This is a genomic window from Stenotrophomonas sp. 22DLJC03, from assembly GCF_056861405.1.
This window is the reverse complement of record NZ_JBSPUG010000002.1, coordinates 444,097-460,632: the sequence shown is the minus strand read 5'-3', so window position 1 is coordinate 460,632 and position 16,536 is coordinate 444,097. Positions and strand designations below refer to the sequence as shown.

At 66.5% G+C, this 16,536-nt stretch carries 16 protein-coding genes; 8 read left to right on the top strand and 8 right to left on the bottom strand.

Annotation, left to right across the window (positions count from 1 at the left end):
* Window positions 1-45: 45 nt before the first annotated feature.
* Complete coding sequence (gene ligA, locus AC13GA_RS07995; RefSeq protein ID WP_482998091.1) at window positions 46-2,517, bottom strand: NAD-dependent DNA ligase LigA; 2,472 nt, start codon at window positions 2,515-2,517, stop codon at window positions 46-48.
* 278 nt (window positions 2,518-2,795) lie between these two features.
* On the opposite strand from ligA, the gene AC13GA_RS07990 reads away from it, so the two are divergent.
* Window positions 2,796-3,920, top strand: a complete 1,125-nt coding sequence (locus AC13GA_RS07990; RefSeq protein WP_482997825.1) for a pyridoxal phosphate-dependent aminotransferase — start codon at window positions 2,796-2,798, stop codon at window positions 3,918-3,920.
* Window positions 3,921-3,994: 74 nt separating this feature from the next.
* On the opposite strand, the gene zipA is transcribed toward AC13GA_RS07990, so the two are convergent.
* The 7 genes from zipA to AC13GA_RS07955 form a co-directional block, all read right to left on the bottom strand.
* Complete coding sequence (zipA, locus tag AC13GA_RS07985) at window positions 3,995-4,735, bottom strand: cell division protein ZipA (RefSeq protein WP_046982626.1); 741 nt, start codon at window positions 4,733-4,735, stop codon at window positions 3,995-3,997.
* Window positions 4,736-4,781: 46 nt separating this feature from the next.
* Window positions 4,782-8,285: a chromosome segregation protein SMC gene (smc, locus tag AC13GA_RS07980; protein WP_482997824.1), complete on the bottom strand. Its 3,504-nt coding sequence runs from the start codon at window positions 8,283-8,285 to the stop codon at window positions 4,782-4,784.
* A 262-nt stretch (window positions 8,286-8,547) separates the two neighbouring features.
* The gene (rplI, locus tag AC13GA_RS07975; protein ID WP_046982628.1) at window positions 8,548-9,000 is read right to left on the bottom strand and encodes a 50S ribosomal protein L9; all 453 of its coding nucleotides are present in this window, start codon (window positions 8,998-9,000) and stop codon (window positions 8,548-8,550) included.
* 104 nt (window positions 9,001-9,104) lie between these two features.
* Entirely contained in the window at window positions 9,105-9,335 is a 231-nt protein-coding gene (gene rpsR, locus AC13GA_RS07970; protein WP_002804494.1) for a 30S ribosomal protein S18, read from the bottom strand.
* Between the two features lie 11 nt (window positions 9,336-9,346).
* Window positions 9,347-9,784, bottom strand: coding sequence for a 30S ribosomal protein S6 (rpsF, locus tag AC13GA_RS07965; protein ID WP_006376493.1), 438 nt, complete (start codon window positions 9,782-9,784; stop codon window positions 9,347-9,349).
* Window positions 9,785-10,013: 229 nt separating this feature from the next.
* Window positions 10,014-10,556 (bottom strand): CbrC family protein, encoded by a 543-nt coding sequence (locus AC13GA_RS07960; protein WP_136638264.1) that lies wholly within the window; start codon window positions 10,554-10,556, stop codon window positions 10,014-10,016.
* Window positions 10,557-10,635: 79 nt separating this feature from the next.
* Window positions 10,636-10,974 carry a HesB/IscA family protein gene (locus AC13GA_RS07955; protein WP_006376495.1) on the bottom strand — a complete coding sequence of 113 codons (339 nt, stop codon included), beginning with the start codon at window positions 10,972-10,974 and terminating at the stop codon, window positions 10,636-10,638.
* Between the two features lie 128 nt (window positions 10,975-11,102).
* On the opposite strand from AC13GA_RS07955, the gene asnS reads away from it, so the two are divergent.
* The 7 genes from asnS (at window position 11,103) to kynU (ending at window position 16,508) form a co-directional block, all read left to right on the top strand.
* Complete coding sequence (gene asnS / locus AC13GA_RS07950) at window positions 11,103-12,497, top strand: asparagine--tRNA ligase (RefSeq protein WP_046982630.1); 1,395 nt, start codon at window positions 11,103-11,105, stop codon at window positions 12,495-12,497.
* A 30-nt stretch (window positions 12,498-12,527) separates the two neighbouring features.
* Window positions 12,528-12,827: a hypothetical protein gene (locus AC13GA_RS07945; RefSeq protein ID WP_005417403.1), complete on the top strand. Its 300-nt coding sequence runs from the start codon at window positions 12,528-12,530 to the stop codon at window positions 12,825-12,827.
* 7 nt (window positions 12,828-12,834) lie between these two features.
* Window positions 12,835-13,149 (top strand): hypothetical protein, encoded by a 315-nt coding sequence (locus AC13GA_RS07940; RefSeq protein ID WP_426355589.1) that lies wholly within the window; start codon window positions 12,835-12,837, stop codon window positions 13,147-13,149.
* Window positions 13,150-13,156: 7 nt separating this feature from the next.
* Entirely contained in the window at window positions 13,157-13,795 is a 639-nt protein-coding gene (locus AC13GA_RS07935; protein ID WP_482997823.1) for an FMN-binding negative transcriptional regulator, read from the top strand.
* 72 nt (window positions 13,796-13,867) lie between these two features.
* On the top strand, window positions 13,868-14,530 hold the full coding sequence (can, locus tag AC13GA_RS07930) for a carbonate dehydratase (RefSeq protein ID WP_014037740.1): 663 nt from the start codon (window positions 13,868-13,870) through the stop codon (window positions 14,528-14,530).
* Window positions 14,531-14,549: 19 nt separating this feature from the next.
* A complete protein-coding gene (locus AC13GA_RS07925; protein WP_046982653.1) occupies window positions 14,550-15,071 on the top strand; it encodes a 3-hydroxyanthranilate 3,4-dioxygenase in 522 nt (173 codons plus the stop codon).
* A 162-nt stretch (window positions 15,072-15,233) separates the two neighbouring features.
* Window positions 15,234-16,508, top strand: a complete 1,275-nt coding sequence (gene kynU, locus AC13GA_RS07920) for a kynureninase (RefSeq protein WP_482997822.1) — start codon at window positions 15,234-15,236, stop codon at window positions 16,506-16,508.
* The last annotated feature ends 28 nt before the right edge of the window (window positions 16,509-16,536 follow it).

Sequence of the window (16,536 nt, the reverse complement as noted above, 5' to 3'; positions counted from 1 at the left end):
TTCCTTTGTATTTCATGCCGGCCGCAGGAGCGCCCGGCGGAGGCTTCATTCGTGCTCGGCGAGATAGGCCAGCAGGCGGTCTTCGTCCCACACCGGCACGCCCAGCGACTGCGCCTTGTCCAGCTTGGAGCCGGCCTCGGTACCGGCCACCACGAAGCTGGTCTTCTTCGACACACTGCCGGAGACCTTCGCACCCAGTGCCTCCAGGCGCTCCTTGGCGGCATCGCGGGTGAGCTGGGCCAGGGTGCCGGTCAGCACCACGGTCTGTCCATCCAGCGGGCCGGCGACGATCTCCGCAAGCGCAGGGGCCTTGGCCAGGATCTGCCGCATCGCTTTCTCAGCGGCCAGCAGCATCGCGCCGTGGCCCTCGGTATCGAGCCACTCGGCCAGGCCACGCGCAGTATCGTCGGGCAGGCCTGCATTGACGAACTGACCATGCTCGGCGTCGAGCACTGCCTGCGCGCCGGGCAGCGCAGCGACCAGTTTTTCCGCACGAAGGCGGGTGATGCCGGGAATCTCCGATTCCACCATCAACTGCGCCAGGTCCAGGCCCTCACGCAGCTTGGCACTGGGGGCGTGTGCATCGCTGATGCGTACCTGGCCGACCTGCAACAGATCATCGATGGCCTGCTGGTTTCCCTGCTGCTCGAAGAAATGACCGAGCGAGCGGGCTACTTCGCCACCGATGTCCGGCACCCGCTTGAACAGCGGCCACGGCAGGTGGCGGATCAACTCCAGATCGCCAAACCACTGCGCCAGCGCCTTGGCCGTGCTTTCGCCGACGTGTTCGATGCCCAGTGCGAACAGCAGCCGCTCCAGCGTGGCAGCACGGCTGGCGTCGATCGCCGCGATCAGGTTGTCAGCCCACTTGGTGGCGATCTTCTTCGTGTTCCATTCAAAGCTGGCCGGCTGCACCAGTGCCTGCGCGCGCCAGCCTGGATCGTTGCCGTCCAGCTTGAGCACGGCATTGAGCACCGCGCCGCTGCCTTCGGCAGGCAGATGCAGCTTCAATGCGGCAGCCAGTGCCGAAGGATCTTCGGCATCCAGCACCAGTTTCAGGTGCAGCAGCTGGTCACGGCTGAGCCGGTACAGGTCGGCCACGCTCTTGACGATGCCGGCGTCAACCAGGGTCTCGATGTATTTGTCGCCCAGGCCGTCGATATCCATCGCGCGGCGCGAGGCGAAGTGCGCGATGGCTTCCTTGCGCTGCGCCGGGCAGGACAGCTCGCCCGAACAACGCCACGCCGCCGCTCCCTCCTCGCGCACGATCTCCGAGCCACACACCGGGCACTGCGTCGGCATCTGCCACGGCGTGGTGCCTTGCGGACGACGGTCGAGGATGACGCTGACCACTTCCGGAATCACGTCACCCGCACGTCGCACGATCACGCTGTCGCCGACGCGCACATCGAGGCGCGCGATCTGGTCGGCGTTGTGCAGGGTGGCGTTGGAGACGATTACACCGGCCACGGCCACTGGCGCCAGGCGCGCGACCGGCGTGGCGGCACCGGTGCGGCCGATCTGGATCTCGATCGCTTCCACGGTGGTGCTCTGTTCCTGCGCCGGGAACTTGTGTGCGATGGCCCAGCGCGGTGCGCGCGAGACGAAGCCCATCGCCTGCTGCCCGGCGCGGTCGTCCAGCTTGTAGACCACGCCGTCGATATCGAACGGCAGGCCATCACGGCGCTCGCCGATGTCACGGTAGTAGCCAAGCAGGCCATCGGTGCCATCCACCACCTTGCACAGCGCACTGACCGGGAAGCCCCAGCTGCCGAGCTGTGCCAGCGTGCCCGAATGGGTATCGGGAAGCTCGCCACCCTGCACCTCGCCGGTGCCGTAGGCGAAGAAACTCAGCTTGCGCTGCGCGCTGATCTTCGGGTCGAGCTGGCGCAGCGAGCCGGCTGCAGCATTGCGCGGATTGGCCAGCACCTTGCCACCCTGCAGGCGCGCACGCTCGTTGTAGGCCTCGAAGTCCGCGCGGGCCATGTAGACCTCGCCGCGTACTTCCAGCACATCCGGCCAGTCCTTGCCGTGCAGGCGCTTGGGGATATCGCCGATCTCGCGCAGGTTGGCCGTCACGTCTTCGCCAGTGCTGCCATCGCCGCGGGTCGCGCCCAACACGAAGTGCCCCTCTTCGTAGCGCAGGCTGATTGCCAGGCCGTCCATCTTCGGCTCGGCCGAGAACTGCAGGCTGCGGCGGCCCAGGCGCTCATCGATGCGGCGCACGAAATCGGCCACTTCCTCATCGCTGAAAGCATTGGACAACGACAACATCGGCACCGCGTGGCGCACCTCGGCGAAACGGCCCGAGGGACGCGCTCCAACCTGCTGGGTCGGGCTGTCGGCACGGGCCAGTTCCGGATGCTCGCGCTCCAGCGCTTCCAGCTCGCGCACCATCCGGTCATAGTCGACGTCGGGGATCTCCGGCGCATCCAGCTCGTGGTAGGCGCGGTTGGCCTGGGCGATCTGCCGGCGAAGGTCTTCGGCGCGTTCGGCGGGGCTGGGGCTCATCGGGATCCGGTGGTTCTGGGATGGCCGGGAATTCTACCGCGCCCGGGCGTCAGGCCCTGTAACACCACCGCCTTTGTTGCGTCGAGCTTGCTCGACTGCTCCCCCGCTCTGGCAGATACCAACCACTCCCCCGCTCCGGTAGGTGCCAACCATTCCCCGCCCTGGTAGGTGCCAACCTTGGTTGGCACATCTGTAGTCGAGCACGGCTCGACTCTACAAAAAGCAGCTTGCCGCCCGCCCCCACCAGCGCTAGCGTGCAGCAGCCAACCTTCGGAACCCCGCCCGTGACCCTGCCTGCCTCCCGTCGCCGCTTCCTGCAACTGGCCGGTGCCGGCCTTGCCGTGGCCGGCAGCAGCCTGCCCCGCCTGGCCCAGGCCCAGCCTGCTGCGGCCGCAACGCCGACTCCCAGCGAGGGCGCGGTAATGCTGAACTTCAATGAGTGCCCGTACGGCCCCTCACCCGCTGCCCAGCAGGCGGCACGCGAGAGCATCGCAAGCTGCGGCCGCTATCGCTTCGAGCTGGCGGGCCAGGTGCGCGACGCTTTCATCGGGCAGGCCGGCATCCCGGCCGATCATGTGCGCCTCTACCCCGGCTCCAGCGAACCGCTGAATCGTGCGGCCACGCTGTGGACCGGCCCGCAGGCAGGACTGGTAGTTGCCGACCCGACCTTCGAAACGCTGGGCGAAGTGGCCGCCGCACACGGCGCGCACGTGCAGAAGGTGCCGCTGCGCGATGACGGCGCGCACGACCTGCGTGCGATGGTTGCTGCCGCACATGCGCACCCGACCGGGCTGCTGTACGTGTGCAATCCGAACAACCCCACCGGCTCGATCAGCCCACCGGTCGAGCTCGCCTGGCTGCTGGCCAACAAGCCTGTGGCCACCCGTGTACTGGTCGACGAGGCCTATCTGCAGTACAGCGAGCAGCCCAGCCTGATCGGCCAGGTGGCCCAGCGCGATGACCTGATCGTGCTGCGCACGTTTTCCAAGCTGTACGGCATGGCCGGTCTGCGCCTTGGCGTGGCCGCTGCACATCCGGACCGGCTGCGTGAACTGGCCAGCCTCGGCGACAACCCGCTACCGGTACCGGCACTGGCGGCGGCGCTGTCCAGTCTGCGGGATCCGCAGCTGATCCCGCAGCGACGCCTGCAGAATGCCAAGGCACGCCAGGCCACCGTCGCGTGGCTCGGCAAGCGCGGTTTCAACTGCGTGCCTTCGGAGGCGAACTGCTTCGTGGTCGACGTCCAGCGTGACGGCGGCGCGTTCGCCAAGGCAATGGCGGAGAACGGCGTGGTGATCGGTCGCAGCTGGCCGATCTGGCCGCAGCGCGTGCGGGTGACCGTCGGTACCGAAGAGGAAATGGCGGCGTTCCGCCAGGCGTTCGCGAAGGTGGCCGGCGTACCGGCGTAACCCCATCCGGGTGGATGCCGGCCGCTGGTCGGGGTGGGTGCCGACCGCTGGTCGGCACACCGGAAAAAACGCTTTTACCAGCGCGGGGTCTTGGTCAGCGGCGGTGCCTGGTGCTGGCGATCATAGGCACGCAGCTCGTCACGGATGTGTGCGATGCGCTGACGACCCAGGGCATTGCGGCCGTCATCCAGCACCACGCCGTCGAGCAGTTCGGCCATGCGCTGCACGGTCGGCAGCATCTTCTCCCAGGCATCCAGCGCGGTCAGCGGTGCCGGCAGGGTCAGGAAGAAGGCGATGGCCGGAGTTTCCATGGCGCGGATGTTGGCCATGTCGAAGCTGCCCGGATTGATGACGCTGGCCATCGAGAAGATCGGTCCGCGCTCGGGATAGCCCTCCACCAGGCGGTGGAACACGTTCATATGGCCGAAGACCAGGCCGGTCTTCTCGGCGGCCACTACGATGTCCTCCCCGCGCAGCTGCTCGCCGGCGCGGGCCGCCACCAGCAGCGAAACGATCTTGTCGAAATCCTGGGTGGCGCGCTTGCCGAGGTCGCTGGCTGCGCCCAGATCGGTGTCGGGGAGACCGAGTTCGGCCTGCTCGCCTTCCCCGCCCATTCCCGGTTCAATGCGGCCATCGGCCACGGGGACGCCGTCATCGCCCAGCACCGGCTCGCGGCGTTGACCGCTGGTCGGTTCCGCGCCTTCCACGCGGCGCCCCTGGGGCTTCTTTTTCGGACGGCCAAACAGGAAGATCGCGGCGATCAACAGCAGGCCGGCGGCCAGGATGCCGATGCGCAACAGTGCCGTGTCGGACATTCGATAGGTTCTCCGGCTAGTTCATTCAGGTAACTAGGATGGCACGTCAGGCCGCGCCCGCCAATCGTGCGGCTTCTTCCAGGTCCACGCTGACCAGGCGGCTGACGCCCGGCTCGCGCATGGTCACGCCCGACAGCTGGTGCGCAGCCTCCATCGTCGCCTTGTTGTGGCTGACGAACAGGAACTGCACCTTCTCGCTCATTTCCTTGACCATGTTGGCCAGGCGGCCGACGTTGGCCTCGTCCAGCGGCGCGTCCACCTCGTCCAGCAGGCAGAACGGCGCGGGGTTCAGCTGGAAGATGGCAAACACCAGCGCTACCGCGGTCATCGCCTTCTCGCCACCGGACAACAGCGAGATGCTGGACACGCGCTTGCCCGGCGGGCGCGCCATGATGGTCACGCCGGTGTCGAGCAGGTCTTCTCCGGTCAGTTCCAGGTAGGCATGGCCGCCACCGAACAGGCGCGGGTACAGGGCCTGCACGCCGGCATTGACGCGGTCGAAGGTGTCCTTGAAGCGGCCGCGGGTCTCGCGATCGATCTTGCGGATGGCATCTTCCAGGGTCTCCAGAGCGGTGGTCAGGTCAACATGCTGCGCGTCCAGGTACTCCGATCGCTGCGAGGCCTCTCCGTACTCGTGGATGGCAGCCAGGTTGACCGGCTCCAGCCGGCGCATGCGGCCGTCGATCTGGTGCACGGCCTGCTCCCAGTCGCCCAGGCGGGCTTCTTCGGGCAACGCGTTGAGCACATCCTGCATCACGAAACCGGCCTTCTCCACCGCAGCCTGCAGCGTGTCGGCACTGAGCACCAGCGCCTGCTGGTCCAGCTTGCGCTGGGAAATACGCTCGCGCTGGGCCAGTGCCTGTTCGTCGCGCTGGTGGCGGGTCTGCTCGTAATTGCGCAGTTCGGCATCAATGCCGTCCAGCAGCGTACGCGCCTCGGTCAGCACACGGTCGGCACGCACGCGCTCTTCCAGCGCGTTCTGGTGCTCGGCCTGCAGCGATTCGACCGGCGAATCGCCCTCATCGAGCTGCGAGTGCAGTTCGCCCAGGCGTGAATCCAGCTGGCCACGCTGGGTGCTCATGCGCTCCAGCGCCTGGCTCAACGAGGCCACCTGGGCGCGCTGCGATTCCAGGGTCAGGGCCAACGCGTGCGACCGCTCGCGTACCGCACGGGCGGCGTCGCGGGCCAGATCGCGCGCCTCGGTCAACTGACGGCGTTCGCCCTCCAGGCCCTGCCGGTTCGACTCCAGGTCGCCCATGCTGTTGACCGCATTCTCCAACCGCGCACGCGCTTCACGCGCCTGCTCGCGATTGATGTCCAGGGTCTCCAGCAACTGGCTGAGCTCGCCTTCGATGCGGTCGATGCGTGTGCGTGCCGCCTCGACCTTGCCCTGCTGGCCCTGCAGCTGGCCAGCCAGTTCGGACACAGCGCGGTGCGCCAGGTACAGCGCGCGCTGTGCATCCTCGCGCTGCTGTTCGGCGGCCAACAGGTGTTCGCGGAAACCGGCCAGCTGTTCTTCCAGTTCGGCTTCGCGCGATTGCAGCTGCTCGATCTGCTCGCGCAGTTCGTTGATTTCGCGTTCGCGCAGCAGCGCGCCCTGCTGGGCGGCGCCGGAGCGCGATACGCGCACCCAGCCTTCGCCCAAGCGTTCACCGCCCTGGGTGATGATGGAATCACCCTCAGGCAGGCTGGCCTGCAGTGCATTGGCTTCGGCCAGGTCGCGCGCACCGTGCAGGCGCGCAAGCAGGCGCCGGATCGGCGCCGGGCCCCGCACGCGCGCAGCCAGCGAGGTCGGCGCAACCTTCAGGTCCGCACCGTCATTGGCAACCAGCGCGATGCGGCCTTCGCCTAGCTCACCCAGTGCATCGACCAGGCTGGACGGATCGTCGACCAGCACGCCTTCGATCAACTGGCCAAGCGCGCTTTCCACCGCATTTTCCCAGCCGGCATCAACGTCCAGGCGTTCGCCGACACGCGCCGCCGAATCCAGCCCACGCGCCTTCAGCCACGCCACGGCAGCGCCCTGCTCCTGGCCCAGCGCGGCCTGCTGCAGGGTCTCCAGCGAGGCCAGCCGGCCACGCAGGCCGTTGGCCTGCTTGCGCAGTTCGGCCAGTTCGTTCTGGCCATTCCGCTGCTGCTCCTGCACCGCCGCCACGCCCTGCTTGCGCAGCTCGACGTCTTCACTCAACTCGTCCAGCGCGGTCTTCTGCGTGTCGTGCTGCAGGTGCAGCTGCTCGAATGCTTCTTCCAGCGCGTCCACGTCCAGCCCCGCGCGTTCGGCCGCCAGCGCCTCGCGACGACGGTCGGCATCGAGGACCTGCTTGTCCAGGTAGTCCACGCGGGTGCGCTCGACCTCGCCAGCGCGCGAGGCTTCCGAGCTCTGCGAGGTGTGCTGCTCCCAACGCTGCTGCCAATCGGACAACCGCGCTTCGGCCTCACGCAGGCCTTCCTGCTTGATCTCGTTCTCTTCCTGCAGTTCTTCCAGCTGCGGGGTGGCCGCATCGACCGCTTCGCGCAGCACCATCAGCTTGGCTTCGTCACCACTGATGTGCTGGCCAAGCTCGGCCAGTGCCTGGCGGGTTTCATCGCGCGCCTTGTGCAGGCGCTGCGACAGTTCGCGCTGGTGCTGGATCTGCTGTTCGAGGCGGGCCAGCGTGCTGCCCACCTGGTAGACCTCGGCCTGCGCGGCATTGAGCGCGTCGGCAGCCTCCTCGCGGCGCACGCGGGAAGTCTCGATCCGCGCCTCGGCGTCGCGCTGGTCGGCAATCAGCTGCTGCAGTTTGGTCTCTTCCTGCGACAGGCCTTCGCGCAGTTTGGACAAGCGTCCATCCAGGCCACGGAACTCCAATGCCTTCCACTCGGCATCCTTGACCCGGCGCTCTTCCTGCAGAGCCTGGTACTGCTCAGCCTGCCTGGCCTGGCGCTTGAGGTGCTCCAGCTGCTTGCCGATCTCGTCGCGCAGGTCACCCAGCCGGTCCAGGTTCTCGCGGGTGTGGCGGATGCGGGTCTCGGTCTCCTTGCGGCGCTCCTTGTACTTGGAGATGCCGGCGGCCTCTTCCAGGTACACGCGCAGGTCTTCCGGGCGCGCCTCGATGATCTGGCTGATCATGCCCTGCTCGATGATCGAGTAGCTGCGCGGGCCCAGGCCGGTGCCGAGGAACAGATCGGTGATGTCGCGGCGGCGGCACTTGGTGCCGTTGAGGTAATAGTTGCTGGTGCCGTCGCGGCTGACCGTACGCTTGACCGAGATCTCGTTGAACGAGGCGTACTCGCCGGAGATCGTGTGGTCGGAGTTGTCGAAGATCAGCTCGACGGTGGCCTGCGATACCGGTTTGCGGGCATTGGAACCGGAGAAGATCACGTCGGTGAGCGAGTCACCACGCAGGCGGCTGGCCGAACTTTCGCCCATGACCCAGCGCACGGCGTCGATGATGTTCGACTTGCCGCAGCCATTGGGCCCTACCACGCCGGTCATGTTGGTCGGCAGGTGCAGGGTGGTCGGATCGACGAACGACTTGAAGCCGGACAGCTTGATCGTGGAAAGACGCATAGGGTTTCCGGACTGGGGCCGGCGAGCGGCCTGCGTTTACCCTCCAAGTCATTGATCCGATTGGGATCGCTGGCCGTGGAACGGATGTGACGCCCTGAGTATACCGATGTGGCCGTGTTCTACGAATGGGCGTGGAACATTGCCCGGCCGGGGGCGCCGGCCGAGCATCGTCCAGCGCCACGGATCGGACCTCCGCACAAAACAAAACGGGCACCCTCGCGGGCGCCCGTTCTGCGGTGATACCAGGCCTTGCGGCGTGGGATCAGGCCTTTTCGGCTTCGACCACAACCTTGACGGTGGTTTCAACGTCAGCGTGCAGGTGCACCAGGACGTCGTACTCACCGATGTTGCGGAAGGCGCCTTCGCCCAGGATGACTTCGCTCTTGCTGACCGGCAGGCCGGCAGCGGTGAAGGCATCGGCGATTTCGCGGGCGCCGACCGAGCCGTACAGCTTGCCTTCGGTCGAAGCGTTGGCGGCGATGGTGACGCTCGCGCCTTCCAGCTTGGCCTTGCGGGCTTCAGCGTCGGCGTGGATCGACTGGGCCTTGGCTTCGTACTCGGCACGCTTGGCTTCGAACTCGGCCTTGTTGCTCTCGGTGGCCGGCACGGCCTTGCCCTGCGGCACGAGGAAGTTACGGCCGTAGCCCGGCTTCACGTCGACCAGGTCACCCAGGTTGCCGAGGTTGGTGACTTTCTGCAGAAGGATCAGCTGCATGGTATTGCTCCAGATAAGTTATTCGTTAGCGAGGCTGGGCCCCGCAACTAGGGCTGTCCGAATAGCTGGCACAGCGGGGGCGGCACCGGGCCGCCCCGCCGGCATCAGACGTCGTGGTTGTCGGTGTACGGGATCAGGGCCAGGAAGCGAGCGCGCTTGACGGCGGTCGCCAGCTGACGCTGGTACTTCGACTTGGTACCGGTGACGCGGCTCGGCACGATCTTGCCGTTCTCGGTCAGGTACTGGCGCAGGGTGTTGAGATCCTTGTAATCGATCTCCTTGACACCTTCAGCGGTGAACTTGCAGAACTTGCGGCGACGGAAGAACTTGGACATGTCAGTGCTCCTTAGGCGGCCGAAGCGGCGTCGTCGCCGGCATCGTTGTCAGCGGCGGGGGTGGTTTCGCCTTCTTCGTCATCACGACGACGACGCTCACCACGCTCGGGCTTGTCGCCCTTCTCGTCCTTGCTCTTCATGATCAGCGACTGCTCGGTGTCAGCCTCGTCACGCTTGATGACCAGGTTGCGCAGCACGGCGTCGTTGAAGCGGAAGCTTTCGGTCAGCTCGTTCAGCACGGCCTGGTCGGCTTCGATGTTCAGCAGCACGTAGTGCGCCTTCACCAGGTTCTGGATCGGGTAAGCCAGCTGGCGGCGGCCCCAGTCTTCCAGACGGTGGATGGTGCCGTTGCCGTTCTCGACCAGCGACTTGTAGCGCTCGATCATGGCCGGGACCTGCTCGCTCTGGTCCGGATGGACCATGAACACGATTTCGTAATGACGACTCATGTTTTTTCTACCTTTCGGATGTGGCCTTGCGGCCGGACAGCCCCCCGCCGTTGATACCGCGGTGGGGCAAGGATTCCCGCCAGGGAGGCAGGAAGCCGCGCATTATGGCGCAGATGGGGTGGCCGGGCAACCGGCGGGTCACAGGGCAACCTGAACCGGGGGGCAGCCTTCATGCCAACCAAGGTTGGCCGCTACCGGAGCCCGGCACAGTCCACGAATCCGCCTGGATTCACCCCAGGTCGACGTGAAGGCGATGCTGGCCGCATTCCAGGCACTGGAACAGGCAGCCGACCATCATCCCGTCCCGGCTCAGGTGCGCCAGCACCCAGTCGGCGTCGCGCGGGTTGACTTCGGCCACGTCCGGCCGGACCTGGTCGAGGATGGGCAGGAGGTCCTCGCTGCCGGCAAAGCCGAGGAAGGCGCAGGGTCGTTCACAATGGCTCAGCCAGACCGATTGCTGCCAGGACGAGTAGCCCGGGGTGCGCTCGCAGATCTCCAGCAGCAGCTCACGGGCGATGGCTGGCGGCGGGTCGGCTGGATCCGGGGATACCCCTTCAATATCGCTCCAGCCGGTGAATTCACCCTCGTAACTGGCCGCCGCCCTGCCATCGGCAATACACCATGGGCACAGATACTCCGGTCGCAGGCACGTGTAGAAAGGCCCCCGGTACTGAAGTGTCCGCGCCTGACCGCAGCAGTCACAGACCCCGTCGACCTCTTCGAAGGAGAGGGCGTAGGCGTTGGGGTGATAAATGAAAAGCGGTCGTTCCATCCGTGGATCCCTTCCCTGCCGACCAAGGTCGGCATCTACCAGAGCAGGTTCCGCTAGCGGCGGACGCCAGAACCGGCCGTCAGGCCTTGTCGGCGTCGGTGGTGAAGCTTTCGCCGCAGCCACACTCGGCGGTGGCGTTGGGGTTGCTGAACGTGAACGTTTCGCTCAGGCCGTGCTTGCCGAAGTCGATCACGGTGCCGTCCACCAGCGCCAGGCTCTTGGCATCGACGTAGATCTTCACGCCGTCCTGGTCGAACACGGTATCGCCCTCGCGCTCGTCGCGGGCCAGGTCGGTGATGTGACCCCAGCCCGAGCAGCCGGTCTTGGTCACGCCGAAACGCAGGCCCAGCGCGCCGGGGGTCTGGGCGACAAAGCGCTGCACGCGCTCGAAGGCAATGGGGGTCAGGCTGACGGCCATGGGGCTACTCCAGAGGTACGGGGACATTATAAGGAGCCGTTGCCACGAAAAATGCCTCGCAAGCAGAACGCTGCAACCGGTAAACTCCCGTGTTCACAGATCGAGTCGATCAGCAGAGGATTCAAGTCATGACGGTGGTCAGCGTTGAACATGCGCTTGCCGGGAAGATCCCGGAAGGCGGCGAAGTCACGGTACGCGGATGGGTGCGCACGGTGCGCGGTTCAGCGAATCTGGCTTTCGTGAATGTGAGCGACGGCTCCTGCTTCGCCCCGATCCAGGTCGTGGCCGGCGACAGCCTGGCCAACTTCGATGAGATCAAGCGCCTGACCAGCGGCTGCTCGGTCATCGCCACCGGCACCCTGGTGAAGTCGCAGGGCAAGGGCCAGTCGTTCGAGATCCAGGCCAACGCACTGGAAGTGGTCGGCTGGGTCGAAGACCCGCTCACCTACCCGATCCAGCCCAAGCCGATGTCGCCGGAGTTCCTGCGCGAAGTGGCACACCTGCGCCCGCGCACCAACCTGTTCGGCGCGGTCACCCGCATCCGCAACTGCCTGGCCCAGGCCGTGCACCGTTTCTTCCACGAGAACGGCTTCAACTGGATCAGCACCCCGATCATCACCACCTCCGACGCCGAAGGCGCCGGCCAGATGTTCCGCGTGTCCACCCTGGACATGGTGAACCTGCCGCGTGACGAGAAGGGCGCCATCGATTTCAGCCGCGACTTCTTCGGCAAGGAAACCTTCCTGACCGTGTCCGGCCAGCTGAACGTCGAGGCCTACTGCCTGGCGCTGAGCAAGGTCTACACCTTCGGCCCGACCTTCCGTGCCGAGAACAGCCACACCACCCGCCATCTGGCGGAGTTCTGGATGATCGAGCCGGAAATCGCCTTCGCCGACCTGGCCGAAGACGCGCGCCTGGCCGAAGAATTCCTGAAGTACCTGTTCCGCGCGGTGCTTAACGAGCGCAGCGACGACCTGGCCTTCATCGCCGAGCGCGTGGACAAGAACGCGATCACCAAGCTGGAAGACTTCATCAATGCGCCGTTCGAGCGCATCGACTACACCGATGCGGTCAGCCTGCTGCAGAAGTCCGGCAAGAAGTTCGACTTCCCGGTTGAATGGGGCCTGGACCTGCAGACCGAGCACGAGCGCTGGCTGACCGAGGAACATGTCGGCCGCCCAGTGGTGGTGACCAACTATCCGGAGCACATCAAGGCCTTCTACATGCGCCTGAACGACGACGGCAAGACCGTTGCCGCGATGGACGTGCTGGCCCCGGGCATCGGCGAGATCATCGGCGGCAGCCAGCGCGAAGAGCGCCTGGACGTGCTGGACGCGCGCATGGCCCAGTTCGGCCTGGACCGTGAGCACTACAGCTGGTACCGCGACTTCCGCCGCTATGGTTCGGTGCCGCACGCCGGCTTCGGCCTCGGCTTCGAGCGCCTGGTGGTGTATGTCTGCGGTCTGTCCAACATCCGCGATGCGATCCCTTACCCGCGCGCCCCGGGCAGCGCGGACTTCTAAGCCCTACTCGACCACGGAGGTACTGCTCCCATGACCCTGTTCTTCGCCCTCTGTTTCGTCGGCGTTGCAGTGGCCGGGTTCAGTGCCTTCGTGATCTTCTGGCCGCTGACCCTGGTGCACGTGCGTGACCGCCATCCGGCGCTGGCCGAGCGCTTCGGCAGCGGCGCCTTCCTCAAGCCCGATGCCCTGGCTTGGCTGCTGCGCCGTGACTATCGCCAGCAGCCTGACCGCTCGCTGTCCGGGCTGGCGACGCCGGCCTGGGTATCGCTGCTGACCCTGCTGGCCGGACTGGGCATGGCTGCCCTGCTCTGGCTGGCCTCGCTCTGGTAACACAACCATGAATGACCTCTCCGCTTCGCGCGACAGCTGGTGGCTGGCCAGCCTCGGCAACACCCTGATCTGGGCGCGCCTGCGCGTTCGCCCGGCCGGCACTGCCGAGGTTCTCGACAGCGACGGCAACACGCTGAGCTATGACAGCGAAGACACCGCCCGTTCGCAGCTGTTCGACGCCGAGTTCGTCGAATTTGACGGCCTGGATGAGGAGGACGCGCTGCTGCGCGGTTTCAGCCTGCACGAAGTGCAGCCACCGCAGGCCGACAGCGATGAAGGCCTGCGCGGCCGCATGATCCAATCGCTGGGCGGGCGCGCCTGACCCTTGCATGTTCACCCCACGCGCATTCGCCGAGACTGACCTGCTCTGGCTGGACCGCCTGCTGGCGCGAGATCCATTCGTCACCGTGCTCACCCCCGGCAGCGATGGCCTGCCGGAGCTGACCCGGATACCGGTGCTGTACCGGCGTGACGGCGAGCGCATCGAGCTGCGCGGTCACTGGGCCCGCGCCAATCCGCAGTCGCGCCATGCCGGCGCGGCCAAGGTCCTGATCGACGGCCCGCATGGCTATGTCTCGGCCAGCTGGTATCCGGACAAGGAGCCTGCTGCGCGGGTACCCACCTGGAACTACGCCGCTGCCGAGCTGCGTGGCCAGCTGCAGACCTTCGACGATACTGATGCGCTGGCCGACCTGGTCGGTGCGATCAGCGACCGCTTCGAAGCCAGTGTCGGCCAGGCCTGGCAGTTCGATGCCACGCGTGCCGAACACGGCCCGCAGCTGCGTGCCATCGTCGGCTTCCGTTTCCAGGTCGAGCAGGTGCAGCTGAAGCTCAAGCTGAGCCAGAACCATCCCGATGCCAACCAGCGCGCAGTGATCGCCGAACTGGAACAGCTGGGCACCCCCTCTTCCACCGAGTTGGCGCAGTGGATGCGCTGGCACCGCGAACAGGCCGCCCGCAGCGACTGAACGCACCAGATTCCCGCGACGACTCAGCCGGACGGCTGCGGCGCGCCACCACCCGACGCCAGGGACCCGAACATGAAAGACATCCACAAGCTGCTGCAGAACAACCGCGACTGGGCGGACCGGATCGAGAAGGAAGATCCGGAGTTCTTCCACCAGCTGGCCAAGCAGCAGCATCCGGAATACCTGTGGATCGGCTGTTCCGACTCGCGCGTGCCGGCCAACCAGATCATCGGCATGGCACCGGGCGAGGTGTTCGTGCACCGCAATGTCGCCAACGTGGTCGCGCACACCGACCTGAACTGCCTGAGCGTGGTGCAGTACGCAGTGGACCAGCTGAAGGTGAAGCACATCCTGATCGTCGGCCACTACGGCTGCGGCGGCGTGCACGCCTGCCTGCACAATACCCGTGTCGGCCTGGCCGACAACTGGCTGCGCCACGTCGGTGACGTGATGCAGAAGCACACCGGCATCCTCGATGCGATCGAGACCGACGAGCTCAAGCACGCCCGCCTGTGCGAACTGAACGTGATCGAGCAGGTGGCCAACCTGTGCCGCTCGACCATCGTGCAGGACGCCTGGGCCCGCGGCCAGAAGCTGATGGTGCACGGCTGGGTCTACAGCCTGAAGGACGGGCGCGTGCGCGAGATGGGCATCGACGTCGGTTCGCAGGAAGAACTGCAGCCGGCCTACGAAAAGGCCCTGTCCTACGTCCCGCGCAAGGGCAAGCGCGACTGATCCCTTACGGATGACCACCATGCTCGCTTCGCCGATCAACCTGCACGCCTGGATCGAAGAACACCGCCACCTGCTGAAGCCGCCAGTGGGCAACAAGATGATCGACAACGGCGACTTCATCGTGATGGTGGTCGGCGGGCCGAACTCGCGTACCGACTTCCACTACGACGAAGGCCCGGAGTGGTTCTACCAGCTCGAAGGCGAGATGGTGCTGAAGGTGCAGGAAGACGGCGCGGTGCGCGACATTCCGATCCGTGCCGGCGAGATCTTCCTGCTGCCGGCGAAGGTTCCGCACTCGCCGCGGCGCCCGCCCGGTGGTATCGGCCTGGTGGTCGAGCGCAAACGCCTTCCGCATGAGATGGACGGCGTGATCTGGCATTGCGAACGCTGCAACCACAAGCTGCACGAAGAGTACTTTCCGCTGCAGAACATCGAAACCGACCTGCCCAAGGTGTTCGCGCGTTACCACGCCAGCCTGGAGCTGCGCACCTGCAGTGCGTGCGGGCACGTGGACCCGCTGCCGGCGCCGGCGGCAGGCTGAGCCATCAAACGGTAGTTGCCCACCTTGGTGGGCGCTTGCTTGTACGTGCGCCAACCAGGGTTGGCGGCTACCGGATCATGCGGTGCTGGTGTTGGGCTGGCCGCTACCGGGCCATGCCCCAGGCGCTACACTGGCGGTCCCGTTGCAGCCTGTTGCCCGACCATGTCCGACCTGCTCAGCCGCACCCACGCCATCGCCCTGGACGCCGCCGATCCGCTGCGCCCGCTGCGCAGTGAATTCCTGATTCCGCGCCATGGTGGCGGTGAGCAGACCTACTTCGTAGGCAACTCGCTGGGCCTGCAGCCGCGCGGCGCACAGGCGGCCGTACAGGAAGTGATGAAGCAGTGGGGCGAGCTGGCGGTGGAAGGCCACTTCACCGGCCCGACGCAGTGGCTGTCCTACCACCGCCTGGTGAGCGCGCAGCTGGCCCGCGTGGTTGGTGCGCTGCCCAGCGAAGTGGTGGCGATGAACACGCTGAGCGTGAACCTGCACCTGATGATGGTCAGTTTCTACCGACCCACGGCCGAGCGCCCGGTGATCCTGATGGAGGCGGGTGCATTCCCGACCGACCGCCATGCGGTGGAGGCGCAGATCCGCTTCCATGGCTTCGACCCCACCGAGTGCCTGGTGGAAGTACAGCCGGACGAGGCCAACGGCACGATCTCACTGGCGGCGATCGAACGTGCCATCGCCGAACACGGCCCGCGCCTGGCGCTGGTGCTGTGGCCGGGCGTGCAGTACCGCACCGGTCAGGCCTTCGACCTCGATGCGATCACCCGTGCCGCGCGCCTGCAGGGCGCGCGCATCGGCTTCGACCTGGCGCACTCGGTCGGCAACCTGCCGCTGCGCCTGCACGACGTGGCGCCGGACTTTGCCGTGTGGTGCCACTACAAGTACCTCAACAGCGGCCCGGGCGCGGTGGCCGGCGCCTTCGTGCACGAGCGCCACCATCGCGACACCAGCCTGCCGCGCTTTGCCGGCTGGTGGGGCCATGAAGAGTCCACCCGCTTCCAGATGGCACCGCAGTTCACCCCGGCCATCGGTGCCGAAGGCTGGCAGCTGAGCAATCCGCCGATCCTCGGCCTGGCGCCGCTTCGTGCCTCGTTGGAGCTGTTCGAGCGTGCCGGCATGGAATCGCTGCGCAGCAAGTCGCTGGCGCTGACCGGCATGCTCGAAGCGCTGGTGCGCGCGCGCCTGCCTCAGGTGCTGGACATCATCACCCCGGCCGACCCGCAACGCCGCGGCTGCCAGCTGTCGCTGCGTGTGATCGGTGGCCGCGAACGTGGCCGCGCACTGTTCGAACACCTGCGCGGCATCGGCGTGCTCGGCGACTGGCGTGAGCCCGACGTGATCCGCATTTCGCCCACCCCGCTCTACAACCGCTACCTGGACGTGCACCACTTCGTCGAGGAAGTGGAAGCCTGGGCCGGCCTCTAAGCCGGCCCCTCCCCTACTGCTGGACAGT

Excerpts from the sequence above, each read along its gene's own strand:
- rplI (WP_046982628.1), bottom strand. The coding sequence starts at position 9,000 with ATGCAGCTGATCCTTCTGCAGAAAGTCACCAACCTCGGCAACCTGGGT.
- kynU (WP_482997822.1), top strand. The coding sequence starts at position 15,234 with ATGTCCGACCTGCTCAGCCGCACCCACGCCATCGCCCTGGACGCCGCC.
- rpsF (WP_006376493.1), bottom strand. The coding sequence starts at position 9,784 with ATGAGTCGTCATTACGAAATCGTGTTCATGGTCCATCCGGACCAGAGC.
- AC13GA_RS07955 (WP_006376495.1), bottom strand. The coding sequence starts at position 10,974 with ATGGCCGTCAGCCTGACCCCCATTGCCTTCGAGCGCGTGCAGCGCTTT.
- can (WP_014037740.1), top strand. The coding sequence starts at position 13,868 with ATGAAAGACATCCACAAGCTGCTGCAGAACAACCGCGACTGGGCGGAC.
- AC13GA_RS07960 (WP_136638264.1), bottom strand. The coding sequence starts at position 10,556 with ATGGAACGACCGCTTTTCATTTATCACCCCAACGCCTACGCCCTCTCC.
- AC13GA_RS07925 (WP_046982653.1), top strand. The coding sequence starts at position 14,550 with ATGCTCGCTTCGCCGATCAACCTGCACGCCTGGATCGAAGAACACCGC.
- asnS (WP_046982630.1), top strand. The coding sequence starts at position 11,103 with ATGACGGTGGTCAGCGTTGAACATGCGCTTGCCGGGAAGATCCCGGAA.
- AC13GA_RS07940 (WP_426355589.1), top strand. The coding sequence starts at position 12,835 with ATGAATGACCTCTCCGCTTCGCGCGACAGCTGGTGGCTGGCCAGCCTC.
- AC13GA_RS07935 (WP_482997823.1), top strand. The coding sequence starts at position 13,157 with ATGTTCACCCCACGCGCATTCGCCGAGACTGACCTGCTCTGGCTGGAC.
- AC13GA_RS07945 (WP_005417403.1), top strand. The coding sequence starts at position 12,528 with ATGACCCTGTTCTTCGCCCTCTGTTTCGTCGGCGTTGCAGTGGCCGGG.
- smc (WP_482997824.1), bottom strand. The coding sequence starts at position 8,285 with ATGCGTCTTTCCACGATCAAGCTGTCCGGCTTCAAGTCGTTCGTCGAT.
- zipA (WP_046982626.1), bottom strand. The coding sequence starts at position 4,735 with ATGTCCGACACGGCACTGTTGCGCATCGGCATCCTGGCCGCCGGCCTG.
- rpsR (WP_002804494.1), bottom strand. The coding sequence starts at position 9,335 with ATGTCCAAGTTCTTCCGTCGCCGCAAGTTCTGCAAGTTCACCGCTGAA.